Origin of the sequence: Alteribacter keqinensis (assembly GCF_003710255.1) — a bacterium.
GTDB lineage: Bacteria > Bacillota > Bacilli > Bacillales > Salisediminibacteriaceae > Alteribacter > Alteribacter keqinensis.
In genome coordinates, this window is the sequence record NZ_RHIB01000001.1 from 173,023 (window position 1) to 193,947 (window position 20,925).

The following is a 20,925-nucleotide window of genomic DNA, read 5'->3' on the forward strand; positions in this document are numbered from 1 at the left end:
GATTAATTACATATAGTTGAAAAAGTGGTAAGATAAACATAATAAAGAACTCTCCAAATTAAACATGTAAAGGAGATTAAAGTTTGTCTACCAAAACCCAAAATCTAACCGAGATTGTTGATAAAATTGAAGCAAAAAGAATAAGTTATGGTGTTTTAAAAAAGTGTGAAATACACTTTCATACGCCAGCCTCACATGATTATGAGCTTATTAATGGAAAGAGTTATAATTTGTTAAATCTCATAGATATTATTAAGTATGCCGCAGAAGCTAACTATTTAACTAAAGATAATGTAAATGAATTAAAAGAGAACATCGATTATTATGAGACTGAAGAATATTCTAAGGTTCTAAGAAGAGAGAAAAAGCCGTTTGCATCATTTAAGGAATACATATCTTACATGATGATTGCTCATAAAATGTACCTTGAAGAAATAGAAGTGGCAGTAATAACTGACCATAATACAATTCAAGGCTATAAAAAATTAGAATTTGCTCTAAATGAATATTATAGAGAAAGAATAAAACCTCTAAAAGAAAATAGAAATTCAATAAAGCTTTTCTTAGGAGTAGAGATTTCTTGCTCAGAGCAAAATCACTTAATAGGTATTTTTGACGAGAGTAAAATAAAAGAAGTTCAAATATTTTTAGAAGATATTATTATTAGTGAGGAAGAGGGCACCTATTATACTAGTGAGTCCTTAATCAAAGAGATTGTTGGGAATTTAGATGGGATTACATATATTGCTCATTTGAATTCAAGTAACCTACATGGAAGTGGCCTTTATAATAGGACTTTGTTTGAATCAAAACAGATGGATGTTTTTGGCTTAACTAATTTAGCATCTGAGGATATGCAGAGGAAAAGAATAAGAAACTATAACAAATTTTCTTCTAATTGTATGGGCATTGTTCATGAAAGCGACTCACATTCAATAACTAGTATTGGGGTAAATAATACGTGGATAAAGTTTAGCAAGGTGAACTTTCCATCTTTAAAAAAGGCGTTTAAAAACCATAGTATTTGTATATATCCTGTAAAGCCTTTAAAATCCGATATCTTTATTAAGGGAATGACTGTACATCCTGGGACTAAAGGCTTTTTAAAGGCTAAGTATGATTCTTCTGAACCATTACTTATTGACTTCTCTAGAGATCTAAATTGCATAATCGGAGGTAGGGGTACAGGTAAAAGTACTTTGATAAATATTATCGAAGTTGCGTTAACTAGAGAAATCGATGATTTAGATACTTTGAAGTTTATTTCAAATCACAAAAAAATATATATACTATTTCGTTATCAGAAATTCGACTATTTATTAGAATTTATTCCCCAAATTAAAGATATTGATAAAGAGTACTTCGTTAATGATATATTTCTAGAAAAAGCTTTTTTTATAAATATGAGTGGAAGAAGGAAATTATCTTCCCATTGGACTTCATTATATAAGATAGAGGGAGATGATTTTGAAAAAATCAACGGAATAGAAGAATTAGAGGTACTTTCGGGAATTTATAGAAGGTCGTATTCTATCAACCATATAATAAGTAAAATAAATGAAGGAAAAGCAGATGATTTTATTCGGGAGGTAGTCTTATACGGGTTTAAGGGTGATAACTTTACTAACTACACCAATAAGATTAATAAAATCGATAACAGGAGCTTTAAGAAATATGTTAGGGAAAATAGCGAATCTATGATCGAAGCAGTTAAAAATCGCAAGAGCAAAATTAATGAAATGTTAGAGGGTTTTAACGATCTTCATAAAGATCTGATACTTATAAAATACTCCCCTAAACAGAAAGAAACTGATTACTACTTGAAAGATTTATTAGATGAAATAAGTTCCGATACTAATCTAGCAAATACGTATTTAACATGGAACGATGTTTCTCGATATATTCAAGAGTTTTCATTGAAATATGGTTTTATGCAATTTGTAAAATTGCTATTAAACAAAAGGTACACTGACCTTGATAAGAATTTAAATATTAACGGTATGGTGGATAAGAGTAGTATAGGGTTTAAAGAGGTTACTAACCTACAACCTGTTACAGATGAAGCCAAACCTAAACTTTATGCTTCCATATTTACAAAGGTAACAAAAGATAGGGATCTGTTAGAAGCGGCAATTATTAAGTGGTTTGATGTTATAGACGAATTTACAATAAAATTTAATGTGAATTCAAAAGAACAGAATGGAACTGTTGGCCCACTTATGAAAGATATAATTGATATGTCTTTAGGTCAAAAAGTAGTTGCAATCCTAACCCTTGTTTTCAAGTATGGATATTATACAAATGATCATACACCACTAATTATTGATCAGCCTGAAGATAATCTAGATAATCAGTATATTTATAAAAACCTTGTTGAGAGCTTAAGAAAAGTGAAAAATTCGAGGCAAGTTATTGTAGTGACGCACAATTCTACAATTGTAACAAACTCTGATACAGAGCAAGTAATAATTATGGAATCTAACAACAAAGAGGGCTGGATTGAAAATAAAGGATACCCTTCTGATAGCAAAATTACTAAAGCAATTATTAACTGTTTAGAAGGCGGAATTGATTCATTTAACCATAAAATGTCTACTTATGCTTTCTTCATTAAAGAGTTCAACCAATAATTAAAATACACCATCATTGGAAGATGGTGTATTTTGTGGATATTAAATTGTAATTCGCGTTTCTATAGTGCGTTGTAAAACAATCGCATGGCTGTAATCATTTAAAAATAAAGATCATAAGATCAATGGGTTTATATTCTCCATATTTAGCCTTAGATAATTTACTCCTTTTATAAATCTAATAAATTAAATTAATCATTTCGGATAGTTTCTCTCTGTCCCAAAGTATAATGTCTGCTCGCGAAGCTAGTTCTTTAGCTGACTTTGTATAATAATTATTTGTAATCACTGCACCTTTATCAGCCTGGTAATAGTTCATACCTGCTATTACTTGTTGGACTGCATCATTGCCAACTGAAGAACTGTAACATTTCAGTTGGATGGCGAGAGTCTCATGATTCTTCCTAGCAAGAAGGTCTACGCCTTGGTCCCCAGTAATGGATTGGTAGCTAAAAGGGATTTACTTTCATAAAACCTTTAAATGGTGTACGTAATAGGAAGTAAAGTAGTTAACGGGAAGTTAGGCAGAAATTCGCATCAAGCATCAAGTTGCTAAAGTAATAATTACATAGGTGAATTGTAAGTATATTTACATGAAAGTGGGTGATCTGGTGGACCTGACTACTTTTGCAAAAAGTTTTGCAGCTTATGCATTAAGTAAGGTGAAGAATCAAAAAATTGCTAGAGATTTTAGAGACAAATGGGTTAAGGATAATTATCATACTAAAGTTGTGTCCTTGTTTAAGGCAGGAATTGAAGATGCCAAAGAAGTGTTAGATATACCTGACAAACTTATAGAAGAACTTTTAGAAGATAGAACAAATAGGAGTGAGGTATTCCGTTGGATTCTTGAGGGCACTACCATGGAACAATTTGATGGAAATAAACTTTTCTTGGAACCTTACTTCGAGAGGTATCCGTTGTATGAAGAACAAATCATTCCTTTTTTTCAACTCATATTGCTTAAAATCCATGATTACAAGGAAAAAGAATGGGAGCCTGAATTCTTAACTATAATTAAGGGGATTACAGACTTTAGAGAAGAAATGAACTTGAGGTTTGATCGTGTTGAACAGCAAAATGAAAGACACAAAACCGAAATTAATGATAACTTTTCTACAACCTTGAGAGAGATTTTAGGTCCAGTAGAATATTTAGATTTAAAACAGCTTTTAGACCAAGAAAAGGTAGTTACAGCTAGAGAAAAAGCAGAAGAGAGATTAAAGACAGCCATAAAAAATGAAGATAAATTAGAACTTTATATAATAATTGCAAACAGCTACTTGTATAGTGACAAAGCAAGTGAATCAATTCCTTATATACACGCTGCTATCACGGTCTGTAATAATGACAAAAAGGTAAGTCGTTTAGAGGCTTTAGTGGATGTAATTGAAAAACGTTACGACTTTGCAATAAAAAAATTAAACGAAAACCTAACACTAGAAGTAAGGAAAGAAGACGTTCAACTTCTAGTAAACGCACACTTATTAAAGGGGGATCTTGACGAATGTATCTTTTTATTAGAAAAATATTCAGAGGTCTCTATGGAAATTCTCAAAGCACAAGTATACTTGTTAAAAAAAGATTATACTCAAGCGCTTGTAGAAATAGAGAAACAGGAATCGAAGCAAGCTCTTTTATTAAAGTCAGAGATAATTGTTTTGCAAATGGAGGAGGATTTATTAACTGAAAAAAAAATTGATGTAAAAGAGATTACAACACATGTGCAATATTTTTTAGAGAAAGTTGAAGAGAGCAATGAAAATTCTAAACAACTAATAAAAGTAAAGGAACTAAAAGCAGCATTATCTTTTAGGAATAAAAGATATAAAGAGGCTTCAGACTTATATAGTATTGTTTATCAAAAAGTGGAAAGTGAAAGAAAGGAGCAATATTTTAACAATTTAATTTATTCGTTATATCTCTGTAAGGAATGGAGTAAAGCAGAGAAGTTAATAAAAGAAAAGATTTCAGAAAGGTTCAACTTTAAAAATCTATTAGACCTAGGAAGAGTGTATTTAAATTCAAAAGAACCTGGTAAGGCTTTATTGGTATTAGAAAAATATAAAGACAGAGTTAATAATCAAGATATTAATTTAAAAGTAGAGTATTACTTAATAATGCTAAACTCGCTTTTCTTCTTAACAAAGCACAAAGAATTGACTGAGTTAATTAAATGTATAGAACATTCTGAGTCTGTAGAGCTAGCCGAAATTATTAATGGGTATTATTCTATTAGAATTAGCGACTGGGATTCCGCAATTTTAAAATTTGAAAATGTTCAAGGTAAATTTAATAGTATAATAAATCAAGAATTGTTAATTCATTTAGTTGATGCTTTAATGAAAAAAGGAACTGCAAATGAATTGGAAAAAGTTGTTAATATCATTCCGACTTTAAAAGGTTGGTTACAGCAAGAATTTTTAATTAAAGATTATGTTTTAGCACTTTACCGATTAGAAGAATTCGAAAAGATTCTTTCTTTTTATTATGAGAACGAATTCGAATATAACAACTTGTTTCTTTTGGAGATAGTTGCAAATATTTACTATAACTCAAAATGGTTTGAGATATCTAGTAATTTATTTGAAGTGATGTATCGAAAAACTCAAGATATAAAATACCTGGCCTATTACTCCAGTTGTCTATATCAATTAGGATATCCAGAGAAATGCTTAGAAAAACTACTACTAATTGAAAACCAAATAAAAGAGGACGCCAAATTAGACGATCTTCGTTTAATGGTAGTTGTTTATATAGAAGTAATGAACTTCGAAAAGGCCCTAGAATTTGCCTATAAGTTATTTGTACATGGTAAAAATTCACCTGATGCATGGAGATTTTATTTTGGACTATTTCCACAGTTAACTAACCCTTTAAAAGAAGTTCGAGAGGAATATAAAAACGCTTTTAATAGAGTAACTAATGATTTTCATAGCGTATTTCCTGATGAACCAGTATTATATGAGTCGTTTAATTTAATTAGTGGTGATGGGATAACAAATGACTTTCTAGGCAAGCTAAACGAAATTCAGTCCTTACAACTTGAGAAAGAGAATTACTTTGAAGACAATAAATTGCACGGATCTTTTTTGACTCAACTTTCAAAGGGAGATCCTTTTAGTATTTGGATGTATATGTCTTCTAACAGTCGATTACATTTTTGGGCAAGGTTAAATAATAAGAATCTTCAAAATGATGGAATTAGAACATTCTTCAATTCACGGCGGGTACTTTGTGATATCTTTTCTTTATTTACTCTAGAAAGGTTGGATCTGTTAAAGCAATTTTCAAAGAGTATCCAACCTTATGTGATGCAGGAACAATTTTCTTCATTTTATCAAGAGTATTCACAATTGAAATTGTCTAGGAACGAAGGAACATCCAGAATTGCTAACATTGAAGGGCAGGTTATAGTTAGTAAAACAACACCAGAGGAATTAGAAAATTTGCTTTTAAAATACGAATACTTAATCTCCTGGATTAATAATAACTGTATAAAGGTTGGGAATGGAAAACTTACTAGCTATAAAGATGATGAACTTGGTCTACAGGATCCCATCATACTATGCAAGGATAGTTTACTTACTTAATTGACAGCTTTCAAATAAAAACTTTGGCTAAGAAAGATTTTGAGGTTGATACATTTTCTGTAATTGACATTGTGGATGGGTTCTTATTAGAAGGGGTTATTGATCAAAAACGGTACTGTAATTTAATCAGCCAATTAATTATAATGGGGTACAGATATATTGAACCTCCTTCAGATGTATTTATCTATTACTTAGATGAGAACAATTTGGAGAACATGCATGATTTTAATATAATATTAGAGGTATTAAGTAAGGATAGTGTAAATAAAAAATATATATTGCTAACTTCGTTTGAGATATTAAAATGGATTTGGAAAAGTACTTATGGTATAGAAAGTAAGATACAAATTACCCTCCTCTTTAAACCTATCTTCTTAAAGTTCAAACAACCGTCGCTGATCTTAAGGGAATTTGTATCAAGTGAACTAAAGGGTATTTGTAAGGCAGAACAAAGAGAAATATATAACATAATTCAAACTATAGATGATAACTCTGTTTGAAAAAAGAAGGCGGCCTGTAAAAAGTCGTCTTTTTTTTATACTTTTATCTGAATGATTATATCTTTCTCACCACTAATGATTACTTTTTCGATAACTAATTTGATTAAATCTTTTGCTTCGAGAACTGGCAGAGATTCTAAAGAATATTTTAATTTACAGAACGCTTTGTTAATTTCTTTTCTATATTTTTTTAAATCCACTTTAGTGGATTTGTTTTTAGTATTTAGTTCTTTTACATCATTAAGTTTTCTTTTCTCTTTTCTTAAGTCATCTAGTTCAATTAACCCTTCAGCATAAGCCTCAGCTTTCCTCTTATACCTGCGTTCAAGCCTTTTAACTTCCTCCTCAGAATCCTTCTGACTTTCACGTTCTAACATTGACAATTGAACTACGACCTCTGAATCCAACTGGTTTGCCAAGTTCTCCAATCCCTCTAGGAACCACTTCTCCACATCATCCGCACGATACCCTTTACTCGTGCATGTTCCATTATTCTTATTCCGCGAACAACGATATACTCTGTACCGTTTATTCTTTGATCCTGACCAACTTATACTCATTCCTCCGCCACATTGGCCACACTTAAGAAGTCCACCTAATAAATGCGGTCTCGTTTGCGAACGTGAGTGGATTGGCTTCTCGTTTATTCTTTTCTGTGCTTTGTTCCATGTCTCTTTATCAATAATCGCTGGCAACTCATTATCAAGCATGATCCATTCTTTTTCATCTTTAAGTTTTCGTGTAGAGTAGGATGAATCCGTTCGGTTCCAAGCCAGTGTACCTTTATAAACAGGGTTACTTAGTACGAGCTTTACACCTCTATTTGACCATTGTTTTTTGTAGCGGGAAGGGATACTGCGTTTATTTAGCTCTTTTGCAATAAAGTAATATCCTCGTCCCTTGTTAACAAATACATCAAAAATCTCTCGTACAATTTCAGCTTCTTCTTCATGAATAAATAAAGTACCGTCTTTAAGGCGATATCCATAAGGGTGTTGGGTGAGCCACTTTCCTTTTCGTGCAGCATGCTCCATGTTCTCGATTACGCGTTCTCGAATACGCTCTCTTTCAAACTCTGCCATAGCGCCAAGCACTTGCAGGGTAAGTCGGCCAGATGGGGTACTGGTATCAAAGTTTTCCGAGATTGAGATAAATGAAACCTCGTGCTCTCTGAAGATTTTAAGGAGTGTTAAAAGATCCAGTAAGTTACGACTTAACCGATCCAACTTAGTGATTAACAAGCACTTGATTTCATTCTTTGCTACCTTACTAATTAAAGACTGTAATTGAGGGCGATCCATGCTCTTTGCAGAATACCCCTCATCCACGAAGAGATACATGGGGTCCTCAATTTTAAGCGCTTTACAGTACATCAATAAGCGCTCTTTTTGTTCTTCTAACGAAACACCTTCCCTTGCTTGTTCTTCTGTAGAGACTCGAGTATAAATTGCTACCCCACGCATAATCATCACCTTCTTTAAATTATGTATATGAATGCTTAGAAGATCATCATTCTTCATTTTCCAGGTTAGTCCCATAGGACTTCTTTCATATGCTTCAACAAGGAGGGGATGAGCCTGGACAAAGTTAATGTTCGTTATTCAATTACTACTGGTAAAGAAGTTATTACATTTTCTTCATTAAATGAAATTAGAAATTCAACAGTCCGAATATCACTTGAGAAGAGTCTTTTGGATTTGATGAAAAGCGTGAGGGTAGCAGCAGTAAATCATCATCTTGCAGAAAAGGGTATTAAAAATCAGATCGATGTTAGTACAACATTAGTCAACAAAGAAAAGCCCAACCATTATAGTGGTTAGGCTGTCTTTCTTTAACTAATTTATTCACATATAAAAATAATGTTTACAAATATGAATAAAAATTGGCAGGGTGATGCAAATTATGATTGTGAACGAAAGAAGGTTAATCCATGACGAAGTGAAGTGAGAAGGTAATCCGCTTCATTTGGATGTTTTTCAGCTAATTCCTTTAATTCTTTAAAAGACTTTTCCATTTCAAAAACAAATGGATCATCAGCTTTAAAGGGTGAGGAATATGTAAAGAGTCCGAGCATATTGTCGATTTTGGCAAGTGTTTCCCACTCGATATTGTTGGTCTTTCCAGTTTCGAGCTGGCTCAAGTATCCAGGTGAAACCCCGATTTCTCTTGCAAAATCGTTTAGGCCATATTCATTTTCGGTTCTTAAACGCCTAATTAACTGCCCCATATTTATCAAAAGTTCTGCCCCTCTCTTTATTGGTTACCTACTTACTTCGTTCATCTGTAGACATATTCCTACAAAGTGGAGGACAAAAATGGAGATAGAACAGGATAATCAACGTGTTTCAGTCAAAAAAATCGAGTATTTTGAAAATCAAGATTTACTAGATGAAGTAATTCACCGCTGTTACATCAAGATTAAGGGTGATTTCTTTAAGCAAATTGAAGAGAAAATGCGGGAGTGATTCAATGAAAAAGACAGCACTTTATGTCAGACAATCTCTCGAGAAAGACAAGCAAAAGATGTCCATTGATATGCAAAAAAGTGTTTGCATAGAATGGGCTGACAAAAATGGGTACCAGATCTCAAAGGTATATCAGGATTACAACGTCTCTGGGCTGAAAACAAAAATTGAAGATAGGAATGGGCTTAGTGAGTTGTTACGCGACATTGAAGGTGGATTTGTAGAAAATGTCATTGTTTATAAAAGAGATCGTCTTGCAAGGGACGTACAACAGTACTTAGAAATATACGAAAGGTTTAAAGATGAAAAGGTCCATATTCACTTTACAGCAGACAATGAACCACCATTGTTTCAAGGTCCAGTAGGGGAATTATTAGAGCTGGTCATAAGCGGGGTCGCTCAATATGAAGGGGAAAATATTAACAAAAAATTAATAGATTCGAGAATTGCGAAAGTAAAGATGAGTGTAGATAACAAGAAAATATATTGGGGAGGAGGTACTTTGCCTTTTGGGTTTGTAAGTAAGGACGGTGTACTTCAGCATATTAATGACGAAGCTGTAGAAAAGATAAGGTGCGTTTTCGAGACCTTTTCAAGGGGAGTTTTAGCAGATGAGGGAAATATTTCCATTCCTATCCCGAGCCTAACAGAAGCTGCTAAACATCTAAGGTTTAAAGATGCTAGCCAAGTTGAATCAATTGTCAAAAACAGAATCCATACTGGATATGTAGTACAACGAATCGGAAAATTTACAGCAGAACACTTTTTTAAAGACTTTAGGGTTGTAGATGAAGAGACTTTTCAAAGAGCACAAGAAATATACAATTCGTTTAAGAGGGGTAAAGTAAGTAGAAAATCCCCTCCAATAATAACGTGTGAATTTATCTGTGAAGAATGTCACAGCCCCATGGCCTTTAAAAAGGATAATCAAATGTACCGTTGTGAGAACAAGCCCCGTGCCCACAAAACACATCAAAACGATTTGGAAAATGCTGTTAGAAACCAAGTGTTATCGTATCTTGTTAAGCTCTTGAAAGTTAACAAGCGATACGTTCATAAGGAGCTTGCTAAGCTACTAAGTAATGAAATGGATTCTAAAATTGATACCTACAAGAAGGAAAGGGAAGAAAAAGTAAGTGAGCTAAAAAGGTATGTTGAGTGGGATATCAAAAGGAAGAAGCCTTTTCGTAAGGTTGATCTAAACAAAACATACCGAATTGTAAGTATGTGTGAAAAAAGATTTAATGTATTACTTAAAGAGAAGAAAAAGATAAAAAAGTGGATTGATAAGCATTCTATTGACTTGACAAGCGTTGAATCATTGCCTATGAAAGTTCAGGAAAAAGCTTTTGATCATATAGCGACTGTAACCTTCTCCCCGAAATCAGGTATTAAATGTATTTTTATAAATCACAATTACAGCGATGGTGAAGAAATTGGATGACTTGAAGAAGATTATCTACAATAAAAAAGGAGTTTTTTACGGTAGACACTCTACTGATAAGCAGGAGATTACTTGGCAGCAAAAAAGGGTGGAAGAGTTTATCGCACTTCACGGGGGTAAGCGGGCTAAGGACTTTGAATACATTGATAAAGCTGTTTCTGCGAGGAAGACAAAACTGAAAGACAGGGGGCAGCTTAATAGGCTGCTTGTTGATGCTGAACGGAAATGCTTTGAATTTGTTGTCATCTCTGATTATGATCGTATTGCAAGAGATCCTAAAGATCATTTAATCTTAAAAAAACATATGCAGGAATTAGGTGTACCTGTGTTTGTAGCTTCTACAGGCACGCAATACGGGAGTGAAGATTTTCTTACGCAATTATTGTTTGATGGACTTTCAAAGTTTGAAGCTGATCAAACTGCTCAAAGAACAAAAGATACCATAAAGTTGTTAGTATCAAATGGTAAATGGAAAGGTGGTAATACACCTTATGGATACATCTACGATAAGGATACGCAAAAACTTCTTCCCGATCCTTTAACTAAGGATAAAGTCAAAGAAATTTTTAATCAATATGAGCGTTCAAGGGGTTTTAAAACAATTTCTTCTTTTCTATCCAAACTGGAAAGTGATCAGTTTAAAGCAGATACAGATTATGACAAAACTCAAAGTTGGTATCCTCGAAAGATTAAAAGTATTATAACAAACCCCATCTACTCAGGGAGAGTAACACTTAATCGTAGAAAGCACCTGAAGGGCCACACACTTAATCCGAGAAGTGATTGGTTTGAATGGGAAGCAATTGAATGTATTGATGAACCAATCATAAGTGTTGATCAGTGGGAACGCTGTTGGAAAATTTACAATAAACGAAATGAAGAAAATTTAACTTCTTTAGATACACCATTTTATTTGAGGAACATAATAAAATGTGCCCATTGCCCAAACAAAGTTATTGGAAAAAACTACTCAACAAAAAAGTATGAGTATTATTATTATGTTTGTAAGAATTGCAAATACAAGGTATCTGTCGACCAAATACACCTTAGCTTTAATAAACAATGGCAAAAACAAATCACTGATCAAGGATTAAAAAAGAAGACTGAAGCTAAAATTGAAGAAATGTACGAAAGAGAAATTTATGAACTTGAGTGCGGATTAACACAAATAAAGGAAGGAATAGATCGAATCAATAATGAAATAAATGACTTATTAGATAAGAAACAAACATACGCTAAGGTTTCAAAGACAAACTATCCATATCTATTCGGCCTGGACTTGATCCTTAAAGAGAAGAAAGGTTTACTTGCTGAATTAGAGGTTAAAAGAGAAAAGCAGGAAGGCATGATTGGAGTTGCAACAAGGTGCGTAATACCGACTCCATTAATTGAGGAGTACCTTGTATTTGATTCTTTCACGGCAGCTGAAAAAAACGACTTGATTAAATTATTTGTTAAAAGCTGCACTATTTACAAAACAGGACGTCTGGATCTGGAGCTTCTGGACTTCTCCCCAAACGCATAAAATTTTGAACCCATTTAGGGTTCTTTTTTTCGTAAACAATCGGACAAGTCAAAAATTGATTGATTTTTACTCCTGGGACTCAAGTTCTAAAATTAATCTGAAAAGCAGATAATAAAAGTATTTAACTCGTCTGGTGGATCAGTTTAATTTGTGAAACTGATGCTCTCCAACCTAACCTTAGAATCAAGATTAAAATTACAACGTCTGAATGCGGCATTGAGGAGTGAACTTGTTTGGAGATTTGGACAAAGGTTTCCTATAAACCTATTAGTACTTCAAATAAATGGACTAGCTCAAGATTGTTTTTTCGGTAACAGGGGTCCAGTAGGGATCCCTACTGGACCCCTGTTACCGAAATGACCTAGTCCTATCTCCATTGCTGTAAAGCGGAAAGACAAGTATTCGAATAGTCTGTAAATGTAGCTTGGTCTATTGTTTCGGTAACAGGGGAAACAATCTATTGTTAAATTGAAACATTAAAATTTAACATTAAAAATTAATGTTAAAATTTTATATTAAAATGAATGAAAGCCATTTAAAAAGTTGCATTTTTTATCCACTTCATAGCTGACTATGGCTCGGCATACAAATGAAGGTGGAGGTGTGTAAAGTGAGAAGGTTTACAATTAATGAAGCAACTCAAATTTTAGCTAAATACTACATTTATGTTACACCTGAAAAGTTGACTCGGACTATTCGTGATGGTGATTTGACTGCATTCATTTCAAGTCGTAAAGAAGGTTATCGTATTGATGAAGAGGATCTGTTTGAGTACATTGAAATTCATCGTCCAGAGTTAAGGGAAATTATCGATGTTTATGAGCAAAATGAATATCAAAAAAGTAGTAATGCAACTAAGGCTGCAGAACAGAATTTGAATAATGAATTAACAGTTGTTTTAAAAAACATAAAAACTACTCTTGATTTACAAAACAAGTTTCTTACTGAGACGATGAAACACTCCTTTCCATTAAATACCTTACATCATCAATCAAGAATAACTGAAGAAAAAAACGATGCTGAGGAAGACGGTTTGTGTCAGGATAATTGTGAGCATAAAGAAAAAAGTAAAGATAATCATCCTAAAATAAAGAGAGTGGAATTCATTGATAAGTGTAAACAAATTTTTTCGAATGATAAGGACTATGACTTTGGAGGTTTATATGAACAGCTTCTAAAAGGGAAATTTGATTTGTATTACAGATCTGAACCATTCAGTATTCGAGTGAACGGTAAAGATTATGATATTTCCCCAAATAATGGTCAAAAAGGGGTTTCTCGAATGGTCAAATTATTAAAAACCTCTGTTGAGGATGCACAACCAACGCTTTTTGAAACAGCCGCTGGGGATAACCAAAATTAAGTAGTTGTCCAATATGTCGCATTAGTTAGGTAGTACTCTCATATGAATTAATTATCAGAATATGGGAGGTCATCGAATGTTAATTAATGACCGTGATAAAGAGCTTGTCAGAGCGATTGATGAAATAACAGAAATTGCAGATGGTTTCGGACTTGATTACTACCCTATGCGGTATGAAATTTGTCCCGCTGACATCATTTACACGTTCGGTGCTTACGGAATGCCGACTCGTTTTTCACACTGGAGTTTTGGAAAACAATTCCATAAAATGAAGCTACAGTATGATTTGGGTTTAAGTAAGATTTACGAGCTTGTAATTAACTCCGATCCTTGCTATGCTTTTTTGCTCGATACAAATACATTAATTCAAAACAAGCTGATTGTCGCCCACGTATTGGCACACTGCGATTTCTTTAAAAACAACGTACGTTTCTCCAACACGAGAAGAGATATGGTCGAAAGCATGACGTCTACGGCAGAACGAGTGTCCCACTATGAAATGGTTCATGGTCGAGAGGAAGTTGAAAAGTTCCTCGACGCGGTTCTGGCTATTCAGGAACACATCGATCCGAGTCTGGTTCGACCGAAGCTATCATGGACAAAAGAAGACATTTGGCTCGATGAAGAAGATGATGATCCAAAAGCAAGCCCTTATGATGATTTGTGGATTCTTGAAAACGCAGATAAGGTGAAGCCCAATCGACGTGACTTAATGAAAAAGAAAAAGAAACTTCCGCCCCAACCTGAAAAGGACATTCTCTTGTTTATTGAAGAATACAGCCGTGAGCTTGAAGAATGGCAGCGAGATATTCTAACAATGATGCGTGAGGAAATGCTTTATTTCTGGCCACAGCTGGAGACAAAAATAATGAATGAGGGCTGGGCCAGTTTTTGGCACCAAAGGATTATTCGTGAAATGGACCTCACCGAAGACGAAGCGATCGAATACGCCAAACTGAACGCAGGCGTTGTTCAGCCGTCCAAAACGCAAATCAACCCTTACTATTTAGGAATAAAAATCTTTGAAGACATCGAAGAGCGGTATGATAATCCGACTGAGGACATGATCAAGCGCCAGGGTGTGAAACCAGGCAGCGGCCGTGAGAAGATGTTCGAGGTTCGGGAAATTGAATCGGATATTTCGTTTATCCGAAACTATTTAACAAAAGAACTGGCCTCGCGTGAGGATATGTATCTGTTTCAGAAGAAAGGCCGTGACTATAAGATCGTAGATAAACAGTGGGAAGCTGTGAGGGATCAGCTTATCTCAAGCCGTGTGAATGGCGGGTTTCCTTATCTTCAGGTTACGGATGGGGATTATCTGAAGAACGGTGAGCTTTACATTTCTCATGCGTATGAAGACATTGAGCTTGATACGAAGTACCTTGAAAAGACACTGCCATACCTCCATCAGCTTTGGGGGCGACCTGTTCATATGGAGACTGTGCTGAGTGACCGTAAGATTGTATTCACATATGACGGAAAAAAAATCCACAAGAGATACCTGTGAGGGGGGTGAAACTATGGACCCCAAAAAAAACGAAGAGTTAATTGATGTATTAAAAGAGATAAGTGGTACGATAGCAAACTTAAATGAACAACTTAGTTATCAAGTTGAAATGTTGCATTCCTGTAAAGACGCAGCGGATAGGATTGCTTGTCACTTGGAGAGTTTAGTTTACAAGCAAGGTTAACTATTTTATAAGAAGCAACCTTTTTGGGGTGTATTTCCTAAGATGTGTATCTTTTCCAGTATGGAGGTCCCCTCAGATCAGTATAAAGCCATAGAGAATAATACTAAAAACTTGGAGAAGATACTGCCTTATTCGTATCAGCAATTGAGGGCTTAAGTTAAATAATTCAATAGTAGGATACGTTTAAAGGAATAAATTTAGAGCGAAATTAAAGCAACTAAAGGAAGATAAATAGGTGTAAAATATCTATCATCAAACGCCTCAAATATTATCAACTGCCATTTAGAATCTCTTGTATATATGTGATTGATTATTAGAAGTTCAGCTAATGAAAAGGCTGAACTTCTTATTTATCATTAGCGAAATATACAACTGAATATCGAAATGTTTCAATTATTTGTATTAGATTATCGCTTCCTGTACATTGTTGGAGTTTTCATAAAATGGTATTCTATAACTATATTAGGAAAAAGGAGGGAAGTATGTGGAAGAATATGAATTGTTTATTAGTCTTTTAGAACCTAAAGATATGAAAGAAATATGTGTAAGATTTAATATCCAGGTAGAAGGTTTTTCGAGATTAAGAATAACTCCTCCAAGAGAAAAGATGGTTGATGCCATAAGAATATACTTGATAAATGGTTTAATGAAAAAGAAAAAGAGAGCTATTAACTTTGCAACCTTGTTAAATTCTATTTCAAATTCAATGATAGAAAGAGACCCAACGTTGAGAGAACTTACTTTAGAGGAGTTTATTATTAGGGTTAAAATTGATCGGAATATAAAATTATATCAAGGTTTTGCAATGTTATATTCAATTCATAATAATATTTTTTATGAATTTAGAGAGTTGTTATTTCAGAATAGAAAAGAAGGAAAATGGTTATTTTCAAACTTAACAAATGCAGATAATTTACCTTCGCTTGATTTAATAAAAAGCTTAATTCATCAACAATCCTCATCTGAATTTGCAACAATACACAAAAAATTAAAATCTTATGAGAAATTAGAAAAAAATAGAATTGGAGAGGAGTTATATGAAAAACTTAAGTTAGAAATATCTGGATCCGAGGAGAAGTTGTTACAGGAGTTGGTAAGAACCCCAAAAGCTGAACACACTTGTTTATACCTTGTCTTCTTGTTAGAAAGTGATAATTACAAATATTCAAATTACTCTTTTATTGTAAAAGAAATAGATAGCGCTTACAAGAGTCAGGTGATAATTCAAAGAGTAAAAGAATACAAGGAAATGACAAATTTGCAATTGAAATATAGGGAGGAAGTTAATTTTCTATCAGAAAAGAATGAGATGCTAGAAGCCAAGAATGAAGAATTATTATTATCTATTAAAGAAAAAAATACTCTAATTAGTGAAACAGAGATTTTAAGGAAGAAACTAATGGAAGAAAAAACTTATATTCAAAAAAATGAACCATTCAGGTTGTTCTTTTATAAACTGCTGATTGATAAAGATTTTTTAATAATTACTATGGAGAAAGACAGCTTTGAGGAAACTCCATTTGAAGAGATAGTTATAAATAAAAAGGAATTTAGTACCATAAGTAAAAGAGATTTTAAAAAAATAAAAGGAAAGTATCTTTTTTTTATAAGAAATTCATTCACAAAACGAGAGTGGGAAGAAATCAAGAAATTTTTAGATACTAAGAACTTACTTTATTTTGAAGTCGGTAGATATACTATTACAGATTACATCGAAGAAATTATTTTACACTTGTATCGAGAGGAGAAGAATTATGAATTTTACAACTACACATGAGGGTTTAATTAATTCAGAGGAAAAGAGACGAATAGAAGAGTGTTTAATTATGGGAAGGTTAGCAGATGATGGTCCAGGATTACCTTCCACAGGGATAGAGCAAGGAAGAGCTGTCAGCTTAACAACTTTTGCGGGCCCAGATAAGGTTATTTTTTATATAAAGAGTTTATCTGAAGAACCTTTTTTATTAATGGAGAAGTTAGGGAAAAGAAATGAGGAAGTTTTTGTAACATTTGATAATAGAAATAAGACATATCTAGATCGCTTTAAGTATTTTACATTAAATGATGAGGAAAAAGTTGAATTTTTAAGAAGTCACTTTATTAATAAACCAATACTTTTTAAGCCGAAACTAACATATGGAAATCAAGAAAGGTATCATTATAATCTCGAAATGCAATTCGTTGAGACTGAACCATTCACATTGGAAGATAGTTATTTTACTATTCCTCATGTAAAGAAGGGGTTGCCTCATAATAGGTTTGAAAAGGCTATGATTGAAGGAAAACCAATTGAACTTCCGTCCTATAATCATGGATTAGAACTTCCAGAATTTATAATTTGTGATAAGTATTTGTATCGATTAGAAGATGATGCATTTGAAAAGTATCCGATAAACGATAACCTTTATCTATGCAAAAAACCTTCTTCTGTAAAGAGAATAGACATACCTAGTAAAGAGGAGTTTAAACAATTGACATTTAAGGAAGTATCCTTTGTTCCCTATAGTACAAAAATGGATTTTAATGACCTTCCTGGGCAGACAATTACAGAATTAAATAAGGCTGAAGAACAAAGAGTTAAAAAGAGTGAACGGGTAAATAAAGATAATAAAGCAAATAAAATAAATGAGGATAATTCTAAAAGTAGAACAAATTCTAACGTGTCAAATAATATAGCAGAAAACGAATTTATTGCTTGGTTACATTATTTGGCAGAGAAAAATAATTTAGTTTATGAGTCTCATGATTTAATAAATTTTCACACTTCCATGAAGACAGCAAGGTTTTCTATATTGGGTGGAATGAGTGGAACTGGTAAAAGTAAATTAGCTAGAGTTTATGCGGATGCCTTAGGATTAGAAGAGGGAAAAAATCTTCTATTCATTCCTGTTAGCCCTTCTTTTACAGAACCTTCGGATGTATTGGGATTTTTAAATCCTCAAACTGGTCTTTATTTAGAGAGTGAAACAGGGTTAATTAGTTTCTTGGTAGAGGCAAAAAAGAAGCCAAGACAGCTTCATATGGTTGTTTTTGACGAAATGAACTTAGGTCAAGTTGAGCATTATTTCTCACCTTTTATTTCTTTATTAGAAGGTGAAGAAGATGAAAGGATTCTACGACTTTTCAGTAAAAATCATTTCTCACACCATCCAGATTTAAAAGAGATAAAAATTGGTTCAAATGTATTATTTGTAGGTACAGCTAACTTTGATGAAACTACGAAGGATTTCTCTAATAGGATGCTTGATAGATCCAATGTAATATTATTGGAGAAAAAAAGGTTTATTGAGGCAAAGAAAGAAGAAGAGAAAGCAGCACAGAATATACTTGAATATCAAAACAAAACACTAAGTTCACTTGAAGATCCAAACCCAGTTTCAAAAGATAACTTTCTGTCGTGGATCAATAAAGAGAGTGGTCTTTCTTCACTAGAGGATGATGAATTAATTGTCTTAGACAAATTACATGAGGAAATTAGTAACTTCGATTCACAAACAGGGGTTAGCTTTCGAATTGCAAAAAGCATAGGGCATTATTTAGAAAATATCCCCAAAGATGAAGATGGTTATGATTTGTTTTCTCGAGAATTAGCCTTTGATTACCAGATAAAGCAACGTATTTTAACAAAAATTCGTGGTCATAGAGACCAAATTGAAAATTTAGTTGGTTTTATTGATGAGGAAGAAAACTATAGGGATGGACGAATAGGTCATATTCTTCCAGAAGAAGATAATCAATTTTTTATTTCGAGAAGATATCTGAAACAAAAAGCAAAAGAGTTGATGCGTAATGGCTATACTATGTAATGGGCAAAAGCTGCCATTGAAATTGTCGTTTTATTTTAGACCAAATAAAGAAGAAGAAGTTACCCAAGTATGGAAACCAAATAGCATGAATGGACAAAAAAATTTCATTACTATTAAGGAAAACTGGTATGTGGGTATAAAATTCTATTGTGAGAACAAAGAAGATTATTGTGATGAAGCCAGAGTATCTTTACAAACCTCACTTTATGATCAAGATGATAACCAACAGAAATTAACATATTCCCTCTCAAATAAAGATGAGATAAAGTGGATATATAATAAAGACATTAGCAAGGATACGGTATACCCATGGAGAATGGGGAGTTATTTTATAGATATTGAATATAGAGGAGAACGTTTTAGTACAGGTTTTATTGTATTGCCAACTCACTTGACTGTTGAGCAAATATATACCATTCATAATTTCTTAGAATCAAAATCTGAAGGGATTATATATGATCTCATTTATAGTACACCTTCTCTTTCCAAAGTAATTGAAGAGCCGACTTCTAATCAGTGGGTATACGATTATGCTCGTTTAATGGAAGATGTTAAAGATAAAATACTTTACTCTCTTTACGAAATTGATAAAAGCCCTAGCACCCAATTAGAAAACGTATATAAAATATCTCCAAAGCAGGGGAGACTAGGAATAAAAAGTGTGAAATGGGAATGCAGAGGTAAATCATCTTTTAAAAATAAAAATAAATGTGAAAGTGTAAATACCCCACCAAATCAATGGTTAGTGCATATATTACAGAAGTGGAAAAATCGTATAAGTGAAGTGAAGAAAATATTACTAAAAAACCATGTTATGTTAGAAGATGAACTTATAAGGATTAGCGATGAAATTGAAGAAATAAATGTTAAAAAGGTTAAGTTGAAAACTCATAGTAATGCAGCTAAATCTACATTTTACCATTATGAAAACCTATTGACAAAATATACCAAAAACATTAAGAAAAATGAATCATTATATTTGCAACATGAAAAATGGATAAACACGCTTGAGTTATTAGAAGGCAAAATGGGTTTTATGTTGACCAAATCCTTCCTAAAGTACACTGAACGAGGATTTAGACGCCCTTTCTTAAAACGAAATTCTTATGTGAATATTGATTCAATGTATGAAGAATCTTATAAAATAAGAAAAGATGATGGGTATCAAAAACGTATGCTCAAGATACTTAAGCCAACATGGCATATATACGAATATTATTGCCTTTTTAAAACCCTAGATTCAATTAAATGCTTGGGTTATAGACTTGTTGATGGTATAGGTCTTTCCTTTCTAAATCTATTTCAAGAGAATAATGTACCAGAAGGTCATAGGTTTGTATTTGAAAATGAGAATTCAATAATTCATGTTTGGTATGACAAGTATCATGCTCATACAGAGAAAGAAGCAATAGAAAAAGAAGAGTATTTCTTCACTCATCAAAATAAAAAACGTCCTGATATAAAAATTGATGTATTTAAAAAGGATGAAGAAAGGGGGCTGCTTTTTAAGGATAGCGTAGTCATAGATGCTAAATTTAGAAAATTGAGCAGTATCTATAGTCAAAATTATGTTAAGGAAGCGCATAGTCAACTATCCGCCTATCATTCATTCTTTTATTGTGGTGACAATCGTTTAAGTAATTCCTATGGAACTGCAGTCAACAGGGTAATATGTTTACATGCTAGCGGAAATGAGGACAAACCTAGACAAATATTAAGACCAATCACATACATTAATTTATTCCCTTATTTAGAGCAGGGGGGAGAAGAATTGGTGAATAATTCAATTAATGATATGGGAGCAGAAGAATTAAGAGAAGAGTTGAAAGAATGGCTTAGTGAATTAACAATTGAATCTAACTTTGTTTAGAAATTACTAACACACTCACGAAAGAGCAGGCCACG

The 20,925-nt window shown here is 33.1% G+C and carries 15 protein-coding genes; 12 read left to right on the forward strand and 3 right to left on the reverse strand.

The genetic code is table 11. The features are described from left to right. Positions 1-83 precede the first annotated feature (83 nt). Positions 84-2,630: a Spaf_1101 family AAA-like ATPase gene (locus tag EBO34_RS00780; RefSeq protein ID WP_122896065.1), complete on the forward strand. Its 2,547-nt coding sequence runs from the start codon at positions 84-86 to the stop codon at positions 2,628-2,630. Between the two features lie 178 nt (positions 2,631-2,808). Here the strand turns inward: EBO34_RS00780 and EBO34_RS21175 are convergent, their stop codons facing one another. Next, positions 2,809-3,090: a restriction endonuclease gene (locus tag EBO34_RS21175; RefSeq protein ID WP_122896066.1), complete on the reverse strand. Its 282-nt coding sequence runs from the start codon at positions 3,088-3,090 to the stop codon at positions 2,809-2,811. Positions 3,091-3,241: 151 nt separating this feature from the next. Here EBO34_RS21175 and EBO34_RS00790 point away from each other — a divergent pair, with 151 nt between their 5' ends. Next, positions 3,242-6,223, forward strand: coding sequence for a PIN domain-containing protein (locus EBO34_RS00790; protein ID WP_142996755.1), 2,982 nt, complete (start codon positions 3,242-3,244; stop codon positions 6,221-6,223). 535 nt (positions 6,224-6,758) lie between these two features. Here the strand turns inward: EBO34_RS00790 and EBO34_RS00800 are convergent. Further along, positions 6,759-8,186: a recombinase family protein gene (locus EBO34_RS00800; RefSeq protein WP_249413962.1), complete on the reverse strand. Its 1,428-nt coding sequence runs from the start codon at positions 8,184-8,186 to the stop codon at positions 6,759-6,761. 108 nt (positions 8,187-8,294) lie between these two features. Between EBO34_RS00800 and EBO34_RS00805 the strand changes: the two genes are divergently transcribed. Then, positions 8,295-8,543, forward strand: a complete 249-nt coding sequence (locus EBO34_RS00805) for a hypothetical protein (RefSeq protein ID WP_122896069.1) — start codon at positions 8,295-8,297, stop codon at positions 8,541-8,543. An 80-nt stretch (positions 8,544-8,623) separates the two neighbouring features. Here EBO34_RS00805 and EBO34_RS00810 read toward each other — a convergent pair whose 3' ends face one another. Further along, positions 8,624-8,950, reverse strand: coding sequence for a helix-turn-helix domain-containing protein (locus EBO34_RS00810; protein WP_249414047.1), 327 nt, complete (start codon positions 8,948-8,950; stop codon positions 8,624-8,626). An 88-nt stretch (positions 8,951-9,038) separates the two neighbouring features. Between EBO34_RS00810 and EBO34_RS20495 the strand changes: the two genes are divergently transcribed. The 9 genes from EBO34_RS20495 (at position 9,039) to EBO34_RS00845 (ending at position 20,890) form a co-directional block, all read left to right on the forward strand. Next, positions 9,039-9,188 carry a hypothetical protein gene (locus tag EBO34_RS20495; protein WP_183163650.1) on the forward strand — a complete coding sequence of 50 codons (150 nt, stop codon included), beginning with the start codon at positions 9,039-9,041 and terminating at the stop codon, positions 9,186-9,188. A 4-nt stretch (positions 9,189-9,192) separates the two neighbouring features. Further along, on the forward strand, positions 9,193-10,632 hold the full coding sequence (locus tag EBO34_RS00815; protein WP_122896071.1) for a recombinase family protein: 1,440 nt from the start codon (positions 9,193-9,195) through the stop codon (positions 10,630-10,632). A 1-nt stretch (position 10,633) separates the two neighbouring features. Then, a complete protein-coding gene (locus tag EBO34_RS00820) occupies positions 10,634-12,157 on the forward strand; it encodes a recombinase family protein (RefSeq protein WP_183163651.1) in 1,524 nt (507 codons plus the stop codon). 610 nt (positions 12,158-12,767) lie between these two features. Then, complete coding sequence (locus tag EBO34_RS00825) at positions 12,768-13,520, forward strand: helix-turn-helix domain-containing protein (protein ID WP_122896073.1); 753 nt, start codon at positions 12,768-12,770, stop codon at positions 13,518-13,520. Positions 13,521-13,596: 76 nt separating this feature from the next. Next, entirely contained in the window at positions 13,597-15,030 is a 1,434-nt protein-coding gene (locus EBO34_RS00830) for a SpoVR family protein (protein ID WP_122896074.1), read from the forward strand. 13 nt (positions 15,031-15,043) lie between these two features. Beyond that, positions 15,044-15,214, forward strand: coding sequence for a hypothetical protein (locus tag EBO34_RS20500; RefSeq protein ID WP_183163652.1), 171 nt, complete (start codon positions 15,044-15,046; stop codon positions 15,212-15,214). Positions 15,215-15,698: 484 nt separating this feature from the next. Beyond that, positions 15,699-16,991: a hypothetical protein gene (locus tag EBO34_RS00835; RefSeq protein WP_122896075.1), complete on the forward strand. Its 1,293-nt coding sequence runs from the start codon at positions 15,699-15,701 to the stop codon at positions 16,989-16,991. Next, positions 16,969-19,020, forward strand: coding sequence for an McrB family protein (locus tag EBO34_RS00840; RefSeq protein ID WP_122896076.1), 2,052 nt, complete (start codon positions 16,969-16,971; stop codon positions 19,018-19,020). Before EBO34_RS00835 ends, EBO34_RS00840 begins: the two co-directional genes overlap by 23 nt. Continuing rightward, a complete protein-coding gene (locus EBO34_RS00845; protein ID WP_122896077.1) occupies positions 19,004-20,890 on the forward strand; it encodes a hypothetical protein in 1,887 nt (628 codons plus the stop codon). Before EBO34_RS00840 ends, EBO34_RS00845 begins: the two co-directional genes overlap by 17 nt. The last annotated feature ends 35 nt before the right edge of the window (positions 20,891-20,925 follow it).